Annotated in this window: 10 protein-coding genes, 5 tRNA genes, 3 rRNA genes and 1 other annotated feature; of the genes, 16 read left to right on the top strand and 2 right to left on the bottom strand. The window is 43.1% G+C overall.

Translation table 11 applies throughout. The annotated features are described in order from the left end of the window. Positions 1-176 precede the first annotated feature (176 nt). A complete protein-coding gene (gene pyrB, locus CGICJO_RS00090; protein ID WP_486499190.1) occupies positions 177-1,265 on the bottom strand; it encodes an aspartate carbamoyltransferase in 1,089 nt (362 codons plus the stop codon). 346 nt (positions 1,266-1,611) lie between these two features. Between pyrB and CGICJO_RS00085 the strand changes: the two genes are divergently transcribed. From CGICJO_RS00085 to CGICJO_RS00050, 8 genes are all read left to right on the top strand, one after another. After that, positions 1,612-2,934 (top strand): hypothetical protein, encoded by a 1,323-nt coding sequence (locus CGICJO_RS00085; protein ID WP_486499189.1) that lies wholly within the window; start codon positions 1,612-1,614, stop codon positions 2,932-2,934. An 80-nt stretch (positions 2,935-3,014) separates the two neighbouring features. Then, entirely contained in the window at positions 3,015-4,220 is a 1,206-nt protein-coding gene (locus CGICJO_RS00080) for a leucine-rich repeat protein (protein ID WP_486499188.1), read from the top strand. A 66-nt stretch (positions 4,221-4,286) separates the two neighbouring features. Beyond that, positions 4,287-4,491: a binding site (T-box leader), on the top strand. Between the two features lie 63 nt (positions 4,492-4,554). Beyond that, positions 4,555-6,498, top strand: coding sequence for a threonine--tRNA ligase (gene thrS / locus CGICJO_RS00075; RefSeq protein WP_486499187.1), 1,944 nt, complete (start codon positions 4,555-4,557; stop codon positions 6,496-6,498). A gap of 141 nt (positions 6,499-6,639) precedes the next feature. Continuing rightward, a complete protein-coding gene (gene rpmE, locus CGICJO_RS00070; protein ID WP_087377872.1) occupies positions 6,640-6,843 on the top strand; it encodes a 50S ribosomal protein L31 in 204 nt (67 codons plus the stop codon). A 457-nt stretch (positions 6,844-7,300) separates the two neighbouring features. Continuing rightward, positions 7,301-7,930, top strand: coding sequence for a YigZ family protein (locus CGICJO_RS00065; RefSeq protein WP_486499186.1), 630 nt, complete (start codon positions 7,301-7,303; stop codon positions 7,928-7,930). 155 nt (positions 7,931-8,085) lie between these two features. After that, positions 8,086-9,852, top strand: coding sequence for a DNA primase (dnaG, locus tag CGICJO_RS00060; RefSeq protein ID WP_486499185.1), 1,767 nt, complete (start codon positions 8,086-8,088; stop codon positions 9,850-9,852). A gap of 70 nt (positions 9,853-9,922) precedes the next feature. Beyond that, entirely contained in the window at positions 9,923-11,023 is a 1,101-nt protein-coding gene (gene rpoD / locus CGICJO_RS00055) for an RNA polymerase sigma factor RpoD (RefSeq protein WP_087377886.1), read from the top strand. Positions 11,024-11,126: 103 nt separating this feature from the next. Further along, entirely contained in the window at positions 11,127-11,936 is an 810-nt protein-coding gene (locus CGICJO_RS00050; protein WP_486499184.1) for a peptidoglycan DD-metalloendopeptidase family protein, read from the top strand. A 271-nt stretch (positions 11,937-12,207) separates the two neighbouring features. Here the strand turns inward: CGICJO_RS00050 and CGICJO_RS00045 are convergent, their stop codons facing one another. Beyond that, on the bottom strand, positions 12,208-12,834 hold the full coding sequence (locus CGICJO_RS00045; RefSeq protein ID WP_087377880.1) for a cytidylate kinase-like family protein: 627 nt from the start codon (positions 12,832-12,834) through the stop codon (positions 12,208-12,210). A gap of 872 nt (positions 12,835-13,706) precedes the next feature. On the opposite strand from CGICJO_RS00045, the gene CGICJO_RS00040 reads away from it, so the two are divergent. The 8 genes from CGICJO_RS00040 (at position 13,707) to CGICJO_RS00005 (ending at position 19,057) form a co-directional block, all read left to right on the top strand. Continuing rightward, positions 13,707-15,236, top strand: a 16S ribosomal RNA gene (locus tag CGICJO_RS00040). 123 nt (positions 15,237-15,359) lie between these two features. Then, a tRNA-Ala gene (locus tag CGICJO_RS00035) sits at positions 15,360-15,435 on the top strand. A 33-nt stretch (positions 15,436-15,468) separates the two neighbouring features. Further along, positions 15,469-15,545 (top strand) — tRNA-Ile (locus tag CGICJO_RS00030). Between the two features lie 184 nt (positions 15,546-15,729). Beyond that, positions 15,730-18,559, top strand: a 23S ribosomal RNA gene (locus tag CGICJO_RS00025). Between the two features lie 62 nt (positions 18,560-18,621). Further along, positions 18,622-18,697 (top strand) — tRNA-Lys (locus CGICJO_RS00020). A gap of 49 nt (positions 18,698-18,746) precedes the next feature. Beyond that, a tRNA-Glu gene (locus tag CGICJO_RS00015) sits at positions 18,747-18,821 on the top strand. A 2-nt stretch (positions 18,822-18,823) separates the two neighbouring features. Then, positions 18,824-18,940, top strand: a 5S ribosomal RNA gene (gene rrf, locus CGICJO_RS00010). Together the 16S, 23S and 5S rRNA genes with 5 tRNA genes alongside form the textbook arrangement of a ribosomal RNA operon. Before the next feature lie 41 nt (positions 18,941-18,981). Further along, positions 18,982-19,057 (top strand) — tRNA-Asn (locus tag CGICJO_RS00005). Positions 19,058-19,171 lie beyond the last annotated feature (114 nt).

Genomic DNA, 19,171 nt, shown 5'->3' with positions numbered 1-19,171 from the left:
CACAGGTCTGGCGAGACGTTTTATTAAGAGACTTGGAGTGGTTCGCTTACATTTACATTTAACTTTATTTTATATTTGTAATCTCTTATTAGGTTATAATAAAAAACACTACAAAAAATAAACCGTGGTTTTGAAGAAATTTCAGAACCACGGTTTTAGTATTCTTATATTTATTTTTAATCCTTACTGTCCATTTCAACAGCATGGTCGCAGTAGTCGCAGAAAAGGTGAGAGCCTTGCTTTATAAAGCTTTTTGGAAGATAAGCTTCACGGTGTGTTACACATCTCTCATTTGGACATGTTACATCGTCTGCGATAACTTTCTTTTTGTTGTCATGGAAGAAATAGTCGCTGTCCTCAAGAAGAAGTATAATGAGAGCCATTCTTCCGTACATTCCGTAAACTGCTTGCTTAAAGTAGCAGGCACGAGGGTCGTCGTCAACCTCTACGGTGATTTCATCAACTCTTGGAAGAGGATGCAAAACTATCATATCCTCCTTAGCCAAAGCCATTTTTTCAGCATCAAGAATATAAACGCCCTTTTGAGCTTCGTATTCTTCTTTAGAGCTGAATCTCTCCTGCTGAATTCTTGTCATGTAAAGCACGTCCAAATCTGAGATAGACTCTTTCAGATTCTGGCTTTCTGTAAATTCGCAGCCTGAGTTAATCATAATTTCCTTGATATAATCAGGAACAGTAAGTTCCGGAGTGGATATAAGAACAAAACTGTTGCCCTCAAAGTGGGACATGGTTTTAATAAGGGAGTGTACGGTTCTTCCGTTTTTCAGGTCGCCGCACAGACCGATTTTAAGATGGTTAAGTCTGCCTTTTTCGTTATGCAGTGTCACAATATCGGTGAGCGTCTGGGTGGGGTGGAGATGTCCGCCGTCGCCGGCATTTATAACAGGAACGCTGCTGTATAGAGAAGCGGCTTTTGCTGCGCCCTCAACAGGGTTTCTCATGGCGATTATGTCCGCATAGCCGCTTACAATGGTGATTGTGTCTTTAAGGCTTTCACCTTTTGCAACGGAAGAGTTCATTGGATTGTCAAAACCTATTGTTTTTCCGCCCAGTCGAAGCATAGCTGTTTGGAAAGACATCTGAGTTCTGGTTGACGGTTCATAAAAAAGTGTTGCAAGGATTTTTCCGTCGCATACGTGACTGTATTTGGCGGGATCTGCCTTGATTTTTCCGGCAAGATCAATAACCTGCTGGAGCTGTGCGAAAGTTAAATCTTCAAGATCAATTACATGACGATGTTTCATGTGAATCCTCCCCTTAAAAACCTTTTAAAATCCGCAGAATATTATATCAAATAAATTACTTAAAAGCAAGTATAAGGCATTTATGAACGTAAAAAGGGCTAATTGTCAGATTGTAACTCTCATAAACAGTAATATATGGGAATTTCTGACAATTATATGTGACGGAGTATAAAATGTAATATTTATGTTTTTTATATCCTTGACAGACAGGATGATTTGACATAAAATAGTATAGAACAATCATTATGTGCATCTTTCCTATTTAATTGAAAGATGCAAATTTTTAAATGATGAAAAATATCGGACAAGGTTATCTTTTCCGATGATTTTAGAAAAGGAGTCGATTATGAAAGTAAAATTGTCCTGGATACCTTTTATTCTCTTCACTCCTGTGCTTGTGGGATTGGCGCTTTATACATCGATTTTCCCTGATGCAGAGCAGCTTTTCATGGGCTTTGGAGTGTCCATACTTCCATACGCTATTGCGGGGGTAACACTTGTAATGTTCTTGTTCTGTCTTTTGTTCAAGGCGATCGACAGAAAAACGGCTGATTACTATGTGATTAAAAGAAACATTCCTGCCGGTCTTTTCGGACTTATAACAGCTGCCACAATTGCGGCAGAGGGCGGAATATCGCTTTTGGAAGCCAAGTCATCCGGAGATATATCTGCTTACGCTGTTGTCTATGTAGTTTTTACTTTGCTTTCGGCTTTGGCAATAGTTATAATGTCGCTTATGCACCTGACAAAGACTACAAGTTCAAAGGGACTTTCAGTTTATCTGCTTATGCCGGCAATTTGGAGCGCAATTAAGCTTGTAAATGTTTTTGTAAACAATGCGGAGATTTCTCTTGCAAATACAGACGTTCTTCAGCTTTTGACACTTATTGCCGTTACTCTTTACTTTTTCTTTTACGCTCAGCTTATTTCAGCAATCAGAAGCAAAGGTACATTAAAGAATACAATAGTAATGGGACTTATTTCCGTTTCACTTCTTATTGCAAGCTGTGCAGTGCCTGTATATGATATAGTTGTATCAGGTGTAATTCCTGAGATATTCTCACTTATTCCTACTATTCAGAACATAGCTTTGTTCTTCTATATTTTCTCTTTTGTTGCAGAGCTGTCAAGCCAGGCCTTGAGAAAAGACGAAATGAAAGTTGTAATCGCAGGCGGTGAAGCTTACGACTATGATTATGACGATAAGCAGCAGAGAAAAGAAGAAAAGCGTGCAAAGAAAGAAGAAAAGAGAAATAAGAAGAAAAACAAAAACGAAGAAGAACTTCAGGATTTTGAGGATAACAAGCCTATCAAATCTTACGGTGATGAAAATTCAAGTGCAGATACAGTGAGAGAACAGGTTGTTCCATCAGATTATGATGACATATACTCAGAGGATGATATTATATCATTCAGTACAGAACCAGAAATTCCTCAAGCAGGCGAAGCAGAGGCTGTTTCTTATGAAACTTCCGATGAAGTAAGTGGTAAGGATAAGCTCAGACTTACAGAGGCTGTTATTTCTGAAATTGAAAAGGAAAATGACGAAAACGGTGAAGTCGTTTCTGATGAAACAGAAGTTGATACAGACGAATCAACAGAGGATAAAATAATGAGGAGAATCGACCAGCTGATTTTCCAGCTTGAAACAGATGACAGTAATGTCTGAGTATTAAAAAGATTATTTATAAACTTTATTGCGGAAAAAGACATTAGCCTTTTTCCGCATTTTTGTAGGAGATGATTTCCATGATTAAAAAGACAAAAGCTACCCTGCTGATTTTTGCTTTGCTGTTTGTGCTGACTGTTCCTTTTGTGACTGTTTCGGCTGAAAGCGAATTTGTTATTGATAACGGAATATTGCTTTCCTATACAGGCTCCCAAAAGGAAATAACAATTCCATCCGAGGTTGTGTATATAGGGGACAATGCATTCAGAAATAATACTTCTGTGGAAAAAGTTGTGCTGGGTAAATCGGTTATGGGTATAGGAAACTGTGCTTTTTACGGCTGTACTTCCTTGTCTTCCCTAGAGCAGACCGAAAGCGTCGGAGCAATAGGCGCATATGCTTTTTACAATACGCCATATCTTAACAATCAGAAAGGCGAGTTTGTAACCCTTAACGATATACTTATCAAGTACAACGGCGGTTCACAAACTGTTGCAATACCGTCAAATGTCAGAGTTATATCCCCTTATACCTTTGCATATAACAGAAATATAAATTCCGTAATTGCGGGAAGCAATGTGGAAGAAATAGGCGAGGGCGCATTTTACATGTGCGGCAACCTTTCAAATGTGGATATTTCTGAAAACACAGCGGTTATCGGCGGATATGCCTTTTATGATACGCCGTGGCTTAAAAATGACCAAAGAGATTTTCTTATTGAGGGCAGAAACATTCTGATTGACTGCAAATCTGATGATAAAAATATTACAATTCCCGATGATGTGGCTACAGTTGGAACAGGCGCATTTTATATGAACGGATTGGAGTCGGTGACTTTTTCTGAAAATACAAAGGTGATCGGCATGAGAAGCTTTATGGGATGTGAAAACCTGAAATCAGTGAATATAAACGACGGAATTTTACTTGTTGATACACAGGCGTTTTATAATTGTCCGTCTTTGGAAAAAGCAGAAATAGCCTCTTCCGTACAGGTGATAAATGACAAGGCGTTTGTAAAGGGTAATCTTACCATTTACGGAGAAAAGGGAAGCGTTGCGGAAAGCTTTGCAAATGCAAACGATATCCCCTTTAACGGAGGCGGTATCCTTGGAGATTTAGACGGCGACGGAGTATTAACAATTTCAGATGCAACATATCTTCAGGGCTATATTGCAGGAATTAAGAGTGAGGAACCGGACATGTCCATTGCGGATGTAAACGGCGACGGAAGTATATCTATCACAGACGTTTCAAAATTGCAGATGATAATAGCCGGAGAACAGTAAAGTTTTAAATATCGGGGTTGACAAGAAAATGTTTTAGTGATAATATAATTCCTGTACAAAATAAATACTTGAACGCAGAAAAGGACACGATGCTTTTTGTATCCGCAAAAGAGAGCCGTATGTTTGGTGAGATTACGGCGGCGTGAAGAAAAGTGTTACCACCTTTGAGTTGGCGCAGGAAATGGCGTCACGGTAAGCACCGTTATCGCTTTAGAGGACAGATTTTATCTGTCGAATACGGGTGGAACCACGGAGAATATTCGTCCCGGTGACTTGCTTTGTGCAGGTCATCGGGTTTTTTGTTTTCTAAAAAAATTAAAAAGGAGAGATAACAATGATTAACGTAGAGTTAAAAGGCGGAGTTGTAAAGGAGTTTGAAAACAACACAACAGCCGCAGAAGTTGCAAAATCATTGGGCGGCGGTCTTTATAAGGCTGTATGCGCCTGTAAAATAAACGGACAGGTGATGGATTTAAGAACCGAGCTTACAGAGGACTGCAAGCTTGAGCTTTTGACATTCGACGATCCTGACGGTAAAAAAGCATTCTGGCACAGCGCATCACACGTTTTGGCACAGGCTGTAAAAAGACTTTACCCTGAGGCAAAATGCGCAATAGGCCCTGCTGTTGACAACGGTTTTTACTATGACTTTGATGTTGAGAAGCCTTTCTCACCGGAAGACCTTCAGAAAATCAAGGCAGAAATGAAAGCTATTGTTAAATCCGGCGAAGTTATTGAAAGATTTGAACTTCCACCTGAGAAGGCTGAAAAGCTTCTTTCAGACATGGGAGAAACATACAAGGTTGAGCTTGTAAAGGAACACGCAGGCAAGGGCGAAAACATCAGCTTCTACAAGCAGGGAGATTTCACAGACCTTTGCGCAGGCCCTCACCTTCTCAGCGTTGCACCTCTTAAAGCTATTGAGCTTACAAACTGCACAGGTGCATACTGGAGAGGCGATGCAAACAATGCACAGCTTTGCAGAGTTTACGGAACTGCATTCCCAAAAGCAAGTATGCTTGAAGAGTATTTGAAGCAGGTTGAAGAGGCAAAGAGCCGTGACCACAACAAACTGGGCAGAGAGCTTGAGCTCTTCACAACTTCCGACGTTATCGGACAGGGACTTCCAATCCTTCTTCCTAAGGGTGCAAGAATTATTCAGCTTCTCCAGAGATTTGTTGAGGACGAGGAGCAGAAGAGAGGATGGCTTCTCACAAAAACACCTTACATGGCAAAGAGCGACCTTTACAAAATAAGCGGTCACTGGGATCACTACAAGGACGGCATGTTTGTTTTGGGCGACGAGGAAAAGGACAAGGAAGTTTTCGCACTTCGTCCTATGACATGTCCGTTCCAGTATCAGGCATACCTCAACCGTGGCCGTTCATACCGTGACCTGCCTTTGAGATACAACGAAACATCCACACTTTTCAGAAATGAAGCCAGCGGCGAGATGCACGGACTTATCAGAGTTAGACAGTTTACAATTTCCGAGGGTCACCTTATGTGTACTCCTGAACAGCTTGAGCAGGAGTTCAAGGGCTGTCTTGAGCTTGCAATCTATATGCTGAAAACTCTCGGTCTTTACGAGGATGTTTCCTACAGATTCTCACAGTGGGATCCTAACGACAAGGAAAAATATATCGGAACAACCGAGCAGTGGGAAGAAGCTCAGGGAATTATGGAGAAAATCCTCAATCACCTTGAGATTCCATATGCAGTGGGCGTTGGCGAAGCTGCTTTCTACGGTCCAAAGCTTGACATCCAGATTAAAAACGTACACGGCAAGGAAGACACACTTATCACAATTCAGATTGACCAGCTTCTTGCTGAGAAATTCGGCATGGAATATGTTGACAAGGACGGCGTAAAGAAAAATCCTTACATCATCCACAGAACATCAATCGGATGCTATGAGAGAACATTGGCTCTCCTTATTGAAAAGTACGCCGGAGCATTCCCAATGTGGCTTGCACCTGTTCAGGTTAAGCTTCTTCCAATCGCTGACAGACACCTTGACTACGTTTATGAAGTTAAGAAAGCTTTGGAAGCTAAGGGCATGAGAGTTGAGATTGACGACAGATCCGAGAAAATCGGTTACAAGATCAGAGAAGCACAGCTCGAGAAAGTTCCTTACATGCTTTTGGTAGGCGACAAGGATATCGAAAACAACACTGTTTCCGTAAGAGACAGAAGAGAGGGCGATATCGGTGCAATGAGCCTTGAAGATTTCATTGCAAAAGCAGTTGAAGAAATCGAAAGCAAGGTTATCAGATAATTTTTTAAAATATATCAATTAACAGATGAAAAAAGACTTTTGAAAAAATTGAAGAAAAAATAAAAAAGTTCTTGCTTTTTCTGAATGTCTATGCTATACTAAGTCTGTTATTTACGGTTTCAGCGAAAGAGGTGAATGAAGATGAAAGAGAATATCCATCCAAAGTATGAGCAGACAACAATTACTTGTGCTTGCGGTAATGTTATTGAGACAGGTTCAACAAAGAAGAATATCCGTGTTGAAATTTGCTCAAAGTGCCACCCATTCTTTACAGGAAAGCAAAAGCTCGTTGATACCGGCGGACGTGTTGATAGATTTAAGAAGCGTTTCGGTATGGATAAATAATTAAACAGAACGTAATTGTTGAGGCGGTACGCAAGTGCCGCCTTTTTATTTTACATCCGACCTGCATGGGTTTAGCTTGTTAATTAGATTCAGCGCAGGTCGGGCGAAACCTTCTTTTAAGCGACGGAGAATGGTTCGCTCTAATTTAGGTTTATTTTTATAATATAAATAAAACCAAACGGGAAGCGTTAAAATATTTGCTATCCACATACAGTTAAAAAGATGTTGATAAAAAATTGATATGAGATGCAATTAAAAAGTTTGTTTAATAATATGAATTTAATTGCCTGATAAATCAAATCCATATTATTAAATAATAAAAGTCAAATGTAAGCGAGCTATTCTAAAAATTAAGGAAAAGGTTTCGTCCGCCTTGAAACGATTGGTTATTTTTAGGAGAAAGTTTGGCAAGGCGGAAATAAAATAAACGGAAATAAAAGAGAAAGGTGGGGGAGATATGAGCAGTAGTTATAAGACGGTAAAGGAGTATGGAGAGGCTGAGTTTGTGGAGAAGCGTTCTCGTTTTATCGGTTATTGTAAGCCTGTAAAAACCGAGGAAGATGCCATAGCCTTTATAAACGAAAAAAAGTCAAAGCACTGGGATGCAACCCATAACGTATACGCCTACTGCATAAGAGAGGGCAACATAAAACGCTACAGCGACGACGGAGAGCCTCAGGGAACAGCAGGCATACCAACACTCGACGTACTTCAAAAAAGCGGCGTAACGGACGCTGTAGTGGTCGTAACGAGGTATTTCGGAGGAATACTGCTGGGCGGCGGAGGACTTGTAAGAGCCTATTCCCACGGAGCCAAAATCGGCATGGAAGCCGCAAAGGTTGTCACTATGGAGGAAAGCCTTATTTGTTCCGTAGTGTGCGATTATACAAGGTACGGAAAACTCCAGTCCCTTATACCCGAGTGCGGAGGAATAATAGACGACACCCAGTTTACAGACTGCGTGGAGATAAAGTTCCATATAAGGGAAGAAATGCTGGGAGGACTCAATAAAAAGATTGCTGACGCCACCTGCGGACAGGTTGAAGTGGAAGTTACGGACAGTAAATTTTTTATGAATGAATGTTAATTTGCCTTGTATTTGGCTAAAATTCTTGATTTTTTATCGGTTTTTTGTCAATACTTATGCAAAAAGACTTTTTTAAAAAATAAAAGAAAAAAATAAAGGGTTTTTTAAAAAATTCATGTATATATAAAAAGAGATAAAGTAAAGAGGGTGGTTTCGTGTCTTTGCCTGAGGAGTTTTTGCAGGAATTGAAGTACAGAAACGACATTACCGAGGTGGTGTCATCTTACGTCAATCTCAAAAGGCGTGGACGCAATATGGTGGGGCTTTGTCCTTTTCACAGCGAAAAAACCCCGTCTTTTAATATTTACTCTGAAAACGGTTCGTTTTATTGCTTCGGCTGCGGAGCCGGCGGCGACGTTATAACATTTGTGATGAAGATAGAAAATCTTGATTACATGGAAGCCGTAAGATTTCTGGCTCAAAGAGCAGGAATGACAATGCCGGATACCGGTTACGACGACAGCATGAATCGTCTTAGAACAAGAATTTATGAAGCAAACAGAGAGGCGGCACGTTTTTTTTATGGCTGCCTCAATTCACCGGAGGGAGCAGAGGCGAGAAATTATCTTGCGGGCAGACAGCTTTCACCGAAAACAATAGTGCGTTTCGGTTTGGGCTATTCTCCTAAATCAAGATACAGCCTGTGCAACCATCTGAAATCAAAAGGTTTTAAAGAAAGCGAGATTGTTGCGGCAAACTTGGCTTTTCAAAGTAAAAGCGGAAAAGGTATTTACGACCGTTTTTCCGACAGGGTTATGTTTCCAATAATAGATTTAAGGGGAAACGTCATAGCCTTCGGCGGACGCCTTATGGGCGACGGCAAACCCAAATACCTAAACACCTCCGATACGCCGGTGTTTAAAAAGAGCAATAACCTGTTTTCTCTCAATAATGCGAAAAACAGCGGAGAAAGAACATTGATACTCTGTGAGGGCTATATGGATGTTATAGCCGTAAATCAGGCGGGATTTCAAAACGCAGTGGCAACATTGGGAACTGCGCTCACCTCGGAACAGGCGATACTTATGAAAAGATACGCTGATGAGGTTGTAATATGCTACGACGCCGATGAAGCCGGTCAAAAGGCGACGGCAAGAGCTATTGAAATTCTGCGAAATGCAGGTATTCAGGTTAGAGTTCTGACAGTTCCGGACGGAAAAGACCCGGACGAGTTTATAAAAAAACACGGGGAGAACGGCTCAGCGGCTTTTAAAAACCTTTTGGAAAAAAGCAAAAACGATATGGATTACAGACTTGCAAAGCTGAAATCCTCCTTTAACCTTGAAACAACTCAGGGAAGAGTGTCATACTTAAACGGCGCAATAAAAATGATTGCCGCCCTTGATAATCCGGTTGAAAAGGATATCTATCTTTCGGGACTCAGCGAAGAAATGGGCGTTGAGAAAAATGCTCTTTTGGAACAGATAAAAAGGGTGTCAAGGTCAAAAGCCGGAGAGATACGCAGGGAGGAAATGAAAAAACTCCGAAGTGAAATGAGCGGTATGGGCGATAAAATAAACCCGGAACACGCAAAATATCCACGAGGGGTAAAAGCTGAGGAATCTCTGATTGCATATCTTGTACATAATCCGGATAAACTGGACTTTGTTCTGAAAAGAATAACTCCGGATGATTTTGTAACAACATTCAACAAAAAGCTTTTTGAATATTTCAGGGATAAAATCAAGGGAGGTTACGGAATACTTACCGGAATTTCCGCAGATTTTACACCGGAGGAAAGCGGAAAGATTTTTGGAATAATATCAAAATACAACAGCATGGCGGCGACTACGGAAGCTGCGGCTGAGTATATAAATGCGATTATTGAGGAGAAGCTTAAAACTAAGATGAATGATTTGTCCACAGCGGAGGATACCGATATTATGGACTATCTGAAAAATCTCAGGGAAAAGAAAAACTGAAATAATCCAAAACAAGGAAGAAAAAAATCGCCTTTAACAGGGCAATGGGCAATTGAAAGGAACAAAAAATATGACAGAGCAAATTCGGGATAAAAAAGCAGTTGTCAGAGAATTGATGGAGTTAGGAAAAAGCAAAGGACAGCTTACCAATCAGGAGATTCTCGATGCGATAGGAGAAATCGACATTGATCCTGAGCAAATTGAAAAGCTGTATGACGGATTGGAAAGCCTTGGCGTTGAAATCGTCGAAGAGATGGACGATGTTATCAAACTGGACGATATAACAATAAGACTTTCACCTGATGATTCTGATACTGAAACTTACGAGGGCATGGAAGCAGTTTCTCTTGACGACCCTGTAAAAGTGTATCTGAAAGAAATCGGACGTGTCCCGCTGCTGACTCCGGAAGAGGAAATCGACCTGGCAATCAGAATTAAAGACGGCGACCCTGCTGCAAAGAAAAGATTGTCAGAAGCAAACCTCAGACTTGTTGTAAGTATTGCAAAGAGATATCTGGGCAGAGGAATGCAGTTTTTGGACCTTATTCAGGAAGGAAACCTGGGTCTTATCAAGGCTGTTGAAAAGTTTGATTACACAAAGGGCTTTAAGTTCTCCACTTATGCCACATGGTGGATAAGACAGGCTATAACAAGAGCTATTGCAGACCAGGCAAGAACAATAAGAATTCCTGTTCATATGGTTGAAACCATAAACAAGGTTAAGAAAGTTTCAAGCCAGCTTCTTCACCAGAACGGTCACGAGCCTTCCGCCGATGAAATTGCGGCTGTTATTGATATGCCTGTTGATAAGGTAAGAGAAATCATGCGTGTTGCACAGGAGCCTGTTTCCCTTGAAACACCTATAGGTGAAGAGGAAGACAGCCATCTTGGTGACTTTATACCTGACGACGATGCTCCTGCACCTGTTGATGCGGCGTCACATACATTGCTTAGAGAGCAGCTTTCAGAAGTGCTCTCAACTCTCACACCAAGGGAGGAAAAGGTTCTTTGTCTCAGATTCGGACTTGTTGACGGCAGAAGCCGTACACTTGAAGAGGTAGGCAAGGAGTTTAAGGTTACAAGAGAAAGAATAAGACAGATTGAGGCAAAGGCTCTCAGAAAGCTCAGACATCCATCAAGAAGCAAAAAGCTCAAGGATTTTCTTGACTGAGCCTTTGATTCTACATACTTTTTCTCAGTTGTAAGTTCATAAACTTTTTTTAATTGAATAACAATGACACCTCCGTCAATAATAATGGCGGAGGTGCTTTTTTATGAACAATAAAAGAAACAGAAAAGAAAAACCGTCGTCAAAAAGAGAAAAAGCAGGATTTTATATAGCTTTCTCCCTGTGTCTTGCGGCGGTGGGAATGTCGGTTTGGTCTGCATATTCGGGAGTTACAAACTACTTTAAGGATAACGGAGATACTTCATCCTCAATACATCAACAGGACAGCACTGAAAATGTGGATAAAAACTTAACCGATATCACCGAAGAGGACACAACGGCTTCAGAGGAAACCACGGAAGAAACAACAGCCGAAGAAACTGAGCCTCAGACAGAAGAACCCTCGGAAGATGCGGCGGAATACGTCACAGAACCTGAAGAAACAAAGGAAACCGAAACAGAAGAGGTTCTTGAAGAGGATATTGTTCAGACAATCCTCAGGGTAAATAAAAATTTAGGATATCCCACAGAAACCAAGATAATCGGCAAAGAATATTCCGAAGATATGGTTTACGACAACACAATGAAGGATTACCGAGCCCACATGGGAATAGATTTCACCTGCGAGGACGGGGAAAGTGTTATAGCCATGTGCGATGCAACGGTGGAGGAAACCTATTACAGCGAAATGATGGGAAATGTTGTAAAGGTAACCAGCGGCGAGTTTAGTATTTTGTACTGCGGACTGAATGAAGATATTTCCGTAAACAGCGGAGATACAATAACAAAAGGCCAGGAAATAGGAACAGCCCTGGGAGTTCCCTGCGAATCCGCCGACGGTACACATATCCATGTGGAGATAATAGTCAGAAACCGTCATATAGACCCATTATCAGTGATTGAAAACGAAAGTTAAAAGCAAAACGGCAGCCACATATGTGACCGCCGTTTTACTTTTAGAGGAAAATTATTATCTAATGCAGAAAGATTCTGCTGTATTATCTCACTAAAGAGTGACAGACATTATCTGTCACTTTCATGCCAATCTTCATCGTTGGCAAAGATGAAATCGTCCAAGTCACCCTGTACAACTTCACTTGTGCTGTAGATAACCATTAAAGTCACCACCTTCTGTGAATAATAATATATATTATATTTATCCACGGGTGATTTTATGATTGCCTTTATCAGGAATTTTCTCTGTAAGAAAGCATTTGCTTAATCAGATCAACTGCCTGCTGCTGACTTATCTTACTAGCATCGATACAAAGGTCATAATTGGAAGCAACGCCCCACTTATTGCCGGAGTAGAAGCTGTAATAATTAGCTCTTACTTTATCGGTTCTGTTGATAATCTGAACAGCACGGTCAGGGTCAAGCTTATGTATTCTTATAGCTCTTTCTTTGCGGAAGTCCATTGAACCGTGGATATATACGTTAAGCACATTTTTTCTGTCTCTTAAAATATAGTCACCACAGCGGCCAACCACAACAAATGGACCTTGATCAGCTTTTTGTTTTATAATTTTATGCTGAAGAAGGTAGAGTTTGTCGTTTACAGGCAAGTCACCCATGGCGGAAAAGCCATTTCCAAAGCTGTATAAACCCATAGACAAAGAATAAAGCAAGCTGTTTGCAGCTCTTTCGTCAACCTTGCTGAATACGTCGGGATCCATTCCGCTTTCTTTTGCAGCTAATGAGATGAGTTCTTTGTCATAGAAAGGAATTTCAAGCTGCTCAGCAAGCATCTGACCGATGTCGTGTCCGCCGCTGGCAAATTGGCGTGCAATAGTAATAATATAGTTTGTTTTCATAGAAAAACCTTCCCTTCGTTTGGATTTTAGTACATTATAACACATCTGATTTAAAAAATCACTACTTTTTTGAAATTTTTTTTGTAAATTTTTTGTATATATAGAGAAAATTCCAAGAAAAGGAGTATATTTAGGCTGGAAAAGGATAAAAAGACCTTTAAGCTTTTATAAATAGGAGGTTATAATGCAAACTAATAATTTTTTTCTTTGATTTTTCTTTTCATGTATAATTAAATGTATTATATACAAAATATATGATACAAAGATTTCCTGAATAAATTGAATTTTTCTGATTTCAAATATTTATATTCAAAGTGTAATTGAATATGGTGAAAGATGTAAGATGAGATTTTAAAGGATTAAAAAACATTCTTTAATGAAATAAAAAGAGGATTTTTTCAAAAAAGAAAAAATATTTTTTAAAAAAATTCAAAATTTTTTTTGAAGAGAGAAAAGATTTTTTTGACGGAAGGCGTCGAAAAGCAGTGAGAGGTGGAAATATCTTGTGTTTGTAATATTGATAAACCACAATATATAGGGCGAAAAATAAAAATGAAAAAAAATCAAAAAAAATTCAAAAAAAGTGTTGACAAAAGGGGTGTAATGCTATATAATAGCAACTGTTCCGCTCGGGACGACACGAAAACAGCGAAACGCTGAGAGGCGAAAAAGCTGATAAGAATGGGAAAAACGAGCGAAACAGGACCTTGAAAATTAAACAACGAAATATAGTAAGAACCCGTAATGACTTTGAGTAAATACTCAAACAATTACAAGTGAGAAAACACTAAAAATCACGGATACGTTAGTGTATCGAAAATGAGCATCAAGCTCTGAAATTGATTTGAACATCGAAAGATGTTGAGATACAAATTTTAGAGAGTTTGATCCTGGCTCAGGACGAACGCTGGCGGCGTGCCTAACACATGCAAGTCGAACGGAACTTATTAAATGAAGCCTTCGGGTGGATTTTGGTAAGTTTAGTGGCGGACGGGTGAGTAACGCGTGAGTAACCTGCCTTCAAGAGGGGAATAACGTTCTGAAAAGAACGCTAATACCGCATAACATACGGATGTCGCATGGCAACCGTATCAAAGATTTTATCGCTTGAAGATGGACTCGCGTCCGATTAGCCAGTTGGCGGGGTAACGGCCCACCAAAGCGACGATCGGTAGCCGGACTGAGAGGTTGAACGGCCACATTGGGACTGAGACACGGCCCAGACTCCTACGGGAGGCAGCAGTGGGGGATATTGCGCAATGGGGGCAACCCTGACGCAGCAACGCCGCGTGAACGATGAAGGTCTTCGGATTGTAAAGTTCTTTTATTAAGGACGAAGAAGTGACGGTACTTAATGAATAAGCTCCGGCTAACTACGTGCCAGCAGCCGCGGTAATACGTAGGGAGCAAGCGTTGTCCGGATTTACTGGGTGTAAAGGGTGCGTAGGCGGCAGAGCAAGTCAGATGTGAAATCCGTGGGCTTAACCCACGAACTGCATTTGAAACTGTTCTGCTTGAGTGAAGTAGAGGCAGGCGGAATTCCCTGTGTAGCGGTGAAATGCGTAGAGATAGGGAGGAACACCAGTGGCGAAGGCGGCCTGCTGGGCTTTAACTGACGCTGAGGCACGAAAGCGTGGGTAGCAAACAGGATTAGATACCCTGGTAGTCCACGCCGTAAACGATGATTACTAGGTGTGGGGGGTCTGACCCCCTCCGTGCCGCAGTTAACACAATAAGTAATCCACCTGGGGAGTACGGCCGCAAGGTTGAAACTCAAAGGAATTGACGGGGGCCCGCACAAGCAGTGGAGTATGTGGTTTAATTCGAAGCAACGCGAAGAACCTTACCAGGTCTTGACATCCAACTAACGAGGTAGAGATACATCAGGTGCCCTTCGGGGAAAGTTGAGACAGGTGGTGCATGGTTGTCGTCAGCTCGTGTCGTGAGATGTTGGGTTAAGTCCCGCAACGAGCGCAACCCTTGCTATTAGTTGCTACGCAAGAGCACTCTAATAGGACTGCCGTTGACAAAACGGAGGAAGGTGGGGACGACGTCAAATCATCATGCCCCTTATGACCTGGGCTACACACGTACTACAATGGCCATCAACAGAGGGAAGCAAAGCAGCGATGCAGAGCAAACCCCTAAAAATGGTCCCAGTTCAGATTGCAGGCTGCAACTCGCCTGTATGAAGTCGGAATTGCTAGTAATCGCGGATCAGCATGCCGCGGTGAATACGTTCCCGGGCCTTGTACACACCGCCCGTCACACCATGGGAGCCGGTAATACCCGAAGTCAGTAGTCTAACCGCAAGGAGGACGCTGCCGAAGGTAGGATTGGCGACTGGGGTGAAGTCGTAACAAGGTAGCCGTATCGGAAGGTGCGGCTGGATCACCTCCTTTCTATGGAGACTTGAGCTTTTGAAAGATAAAGTTCTAACATCCAAGGTCAGGCATTACGAAAGTTCGACTTATTCGTTGTTTAATTTTCAGGGTCTCAAAAAGGAATAACCCTGAAAGAGATATGGGGGTATAGCTCAGCTGGGAGAGCACCTGCTTTGCAAGCAGGGGGTCAGCGGTTCGATCCCGCTTATCTCCACCAAAGGCTTGAGTGAAAGAGAACAAGCCGTGACATGGGCTTATAGCTCAGCCGGTTAGAGCGCACGCCTGATAAGCGTGAGGTCGGTGGTTCGAGTCCACTTAAGCCCACCAAAAGCACCTTGAAAACTGAATAAAGATAAGCAGATAAAGCGAGAAAAGTTTAAATATCAAACAGGTTTAACAAGAGTTAAGCGTAAGGTATATAAACTACAATAAAGCTGGAAGCGAGAGGGTAAGTAAGCAAAAGAGCTTATTTACTGCAAGCGAGAAAAAACAAACCAAAGAGAACACATATGGTCAAGCTACAAAGAGCACAAGGGGAATGCCTTGGCACCAAGAGCCGATGAAGGACGTGACAAACTGCGATAAGCCACGGTGAGCCGTAAGTAGGCGCTATACCCGTGGATTTCCGAATGGAGCAATCCGGCCGAAGGAGTTCGGTCATCGTATGTTGAATAAAATAGGCATACGAAGGGAACCGCCTGAACTGAAACATCTAAGTAGGGCGAGGAAGAGAAATCAACAGAGATTCCGTAAGTAGTGGCGAGCGAACGCGGAAGAGGCCAAACCAGATGTAGAAATACATTTGGGGTTCGGACAGCAACGTGTACTCTAAGACTTAGCAGAATGGCATGGGAAGGTCAATCAGAGAAGGTGAGAATCCTGTATGCGAAAAGTCAAGGAGGCTAGCTGAATCCAGAGTACCGCCGGACACGTGAAACCCGGTGGGAAGACGGGGGGACCATCCTCCAAGCCTAAATACTACTTGGTGACCGATAGCGAATAGTACTGTGAAGGAAAGGTGAAAAGAACCCCGGGAGGGGAGTGAAAAAGAACCTGAAACCTTGTGTTTACAAGCACCGAAAGCACATCAACGTGCGATCGGGTACCTTTTGTAGAATGGTCCGGCGAGTGTGTGTAACTGGCGAGGTTAATCACTTAAGGTGAGGAGCCGTAGCGAGAGCGAGTCTGAAAAGGGCGCATGAAGTCAGTTGTACACGACCCGAAACCGGGTGACCTACCCATGTCCAGGTTGAAGTGGAGGTAAAACTCCATGGAGGACCGAACCGACTCCCGTTGAAATGGTAGCGGATGAGGTGTGGGTAGCGGAGAAATTCCAATCGAACCCGGAGATAGCTGGTTCTCTCCGAAATAGCTTTAGGGCTAGCCTTGAAATAGATTATCGGAGGTAAAGCACTGTATTGGCTAGGGGCCGAGAGGTTACTGAACCTTAACAAACTAAGAATGCCGAATAATCGTTTTTCAGGAGTCAGACAGTGGGAGATAAGTTTCATTGTCAAAAGGGAAACAGCCCAGACCCACAGCTAAGGTCCCAAAGAGTAGTTAAGTGGAAAAGGATGTGGAGTTGCATAGACAACCAGGATGTTGGCTTAGAAGCAGCCACTCATTAAAAGAGTGCGTAATAGCTCACTGGTCGAGTGACTCTGCGCCGAAAATTTAACGGGGCTAAACTACACACCGAAGCTTGGGAAGTCGTTAAGACTTGGTAGGAGAGCGTTCTGTAAGGGGTGAAGTCGCAGCGAAAGCGGCGGTGGACTTTACAGAAGTGAGAATGCCGGAATGAGTAGCGAGAAATATGTGAGAATCATATTGGCCGAAAGTCTGAGGTTTTTGGAGGAAGGTTCGTCCGCTCCAAGTAAGTCGGGAGCTAAGGCGAGGCCGAAAGGCGTAGTCGATGCACATACGGTTGATATTCCGTAACCACCTGCAATTTAAGCAAAGGGACACCTTGAAAGCGTATATCCCCGGAGTTGGTATTCCGAGGCGTAAGGGAGGACAATAGTCCGAAGTATATGTGGACGAGGGCGAGAAAAGCTTTGTGTATAGAGCCGGTGCCCGTACCGCAAACCGACACAGGTAGACAGGAAGAGAATTCTAAGGCCAACGGGAGAAGGGTAGTTAAGGAACTCGGCAAATTGACTCCGTAACTTAGGGAAAAGGAGTGCTCAGTGAAAGCTGAGCCGCAGTGAATAGGCCCAGGCGACTGTTTAGCAAAAACACAGGTCTCTGCCAAATCGAAAGATGAAGTATAGGGGCTGACACCTGCCCGGTGCCGGAAGGTTAAGAGGAGGAGTGCAAGCTCTGAATTGAAGCCCCGGTAAACGGCGGCCGTAACTATAACGGTCCTAAGGTAGCGAAATTCCTTGTCGGGTAAGTTCCGACCCGCACGAATGGTGTAACGATCTGGGCACTGTCTCAACTACCCGCCCGGCGAAATTGTAGTACCGGTGAAGATGCCGGTTACCTGCGACAAGACGGAAAGACCCCATGGAGCTTTACTGCAGCTTGATATTGGGTTTCGGTAATCTATGTACAGGATAGGTGGGAGACTAGGAAACAGAGGCGCCAGCCTTTGCGGAGTCGCCGTTGGGATACCACTCTTAGATTGCTGGAATTCTAACCTGCGGCCGTGAAACCGGTCGGGGGACATTGTCAGGCGGGCAGTTTGACTGGGGCGGTCGCCTCCGAAAAGGTAACGGAGGCGCTCAAAGGTTAGCTCAGCACGGACGGAAACCGTGCCCTAGAGTGTAAACGCGTAAGCTAGCCTAACTGCGAGGATGACGGTCCGAGCAGTAACGAAAGTTGGAGTTAGTGATCCGGCGGTATGTGAATGGAAATGCCGTCGCTCAACGGATAAAAGCTACCCTGGGGATAACAGGCTGATCTCCCCCAAGAGTCCACATCGACGGGGAGGTTTGGCACCTCGATGTCGGCTCATCACATCCTGGGGCTGAATTCGGTCCCAAGGGTTCGGCTGTTCGCCGATTAAAGTGGTACGCGAGCTGGGTTCAGAACGTCGCGAGACAGTTCGGTCCCTATCTGTCGTGGGCGCAGGATATTTGAGGAGCTCTGTCCTTAGTACGAGAGGACCGGGATGGACGTACCTCTGGTGCACCAGTTGTCACGCCAGTGGCACAGCTGGGCAGCTATGTACGGAACGGATAAACGCTGAAAGCATCTAAGCGTGAAGCCGGCTCCAAGATTAGATATCCCACCGAGAAATCGGGTAAGACCCCTTGTAGACTACGAGGTTGATAGGCTGCGTGTGTAAGTGCCGTGAGGCATTCAGCTTGGCAGTACTAATAGGTCGAGGGCTTGACCATAAGTCCTTTGGATTTGTCTGTATACTCTTTATTCAGTTTTCAGGGTGTTAACTCTGAAAGATGCACCATTAGCTCAGTTGGTAGAGCACCTGACTCTTAATCAGGGTGTCCCGGGTTCGAGCCCCTGATGGTGCACCAGTATAAATAGGGGCTAATGAGCAAAGAAAGACCGTTAGCCTCGAGAAATGGCTCGTTGGTCAAGCGGTTAAGACACCGGCCTCTCACGCCGGTAACGGGGGTTCGATTCCCCCACGAGTCACCAAAGTTGGTGTTGATGACGCTGAGGGTCCACCCGTTCCCATACCGAACACGGAAGTTAAGCTCAGTGGTGCCGAAGATACTTGGCTGGAGACGGCCTGGGAAAATAGGGAGATGCCAACACGAAGAGATTACATCCGAGAAATCGGGTGTAATTTATATATTCCTCCTTAGCTCAGTCGGTAGAGCATGCGGCTGTTAACCGCAGGGTCGTTGGTTCGAGCCCGACAGGGGGAGCCAAAAGAAGCAGTTTCGAAAGAGACTGCTTTTTTTATTTCCGCCTTGCAAAGGTTTGACTGAGAAATCAACGTCGTTTCAAGGCGGGCGAAACCTTCTGTTTAGTCTTTGGAATGG

The sequence above is a fragment of the Candidatus Limousia pullorum genome, from assembly GCF_057405065.1.
Note: the sequence above shows the minus strand (reverse complement) of the source record. Positions and strands in the feature narration are given on the sequence as shown.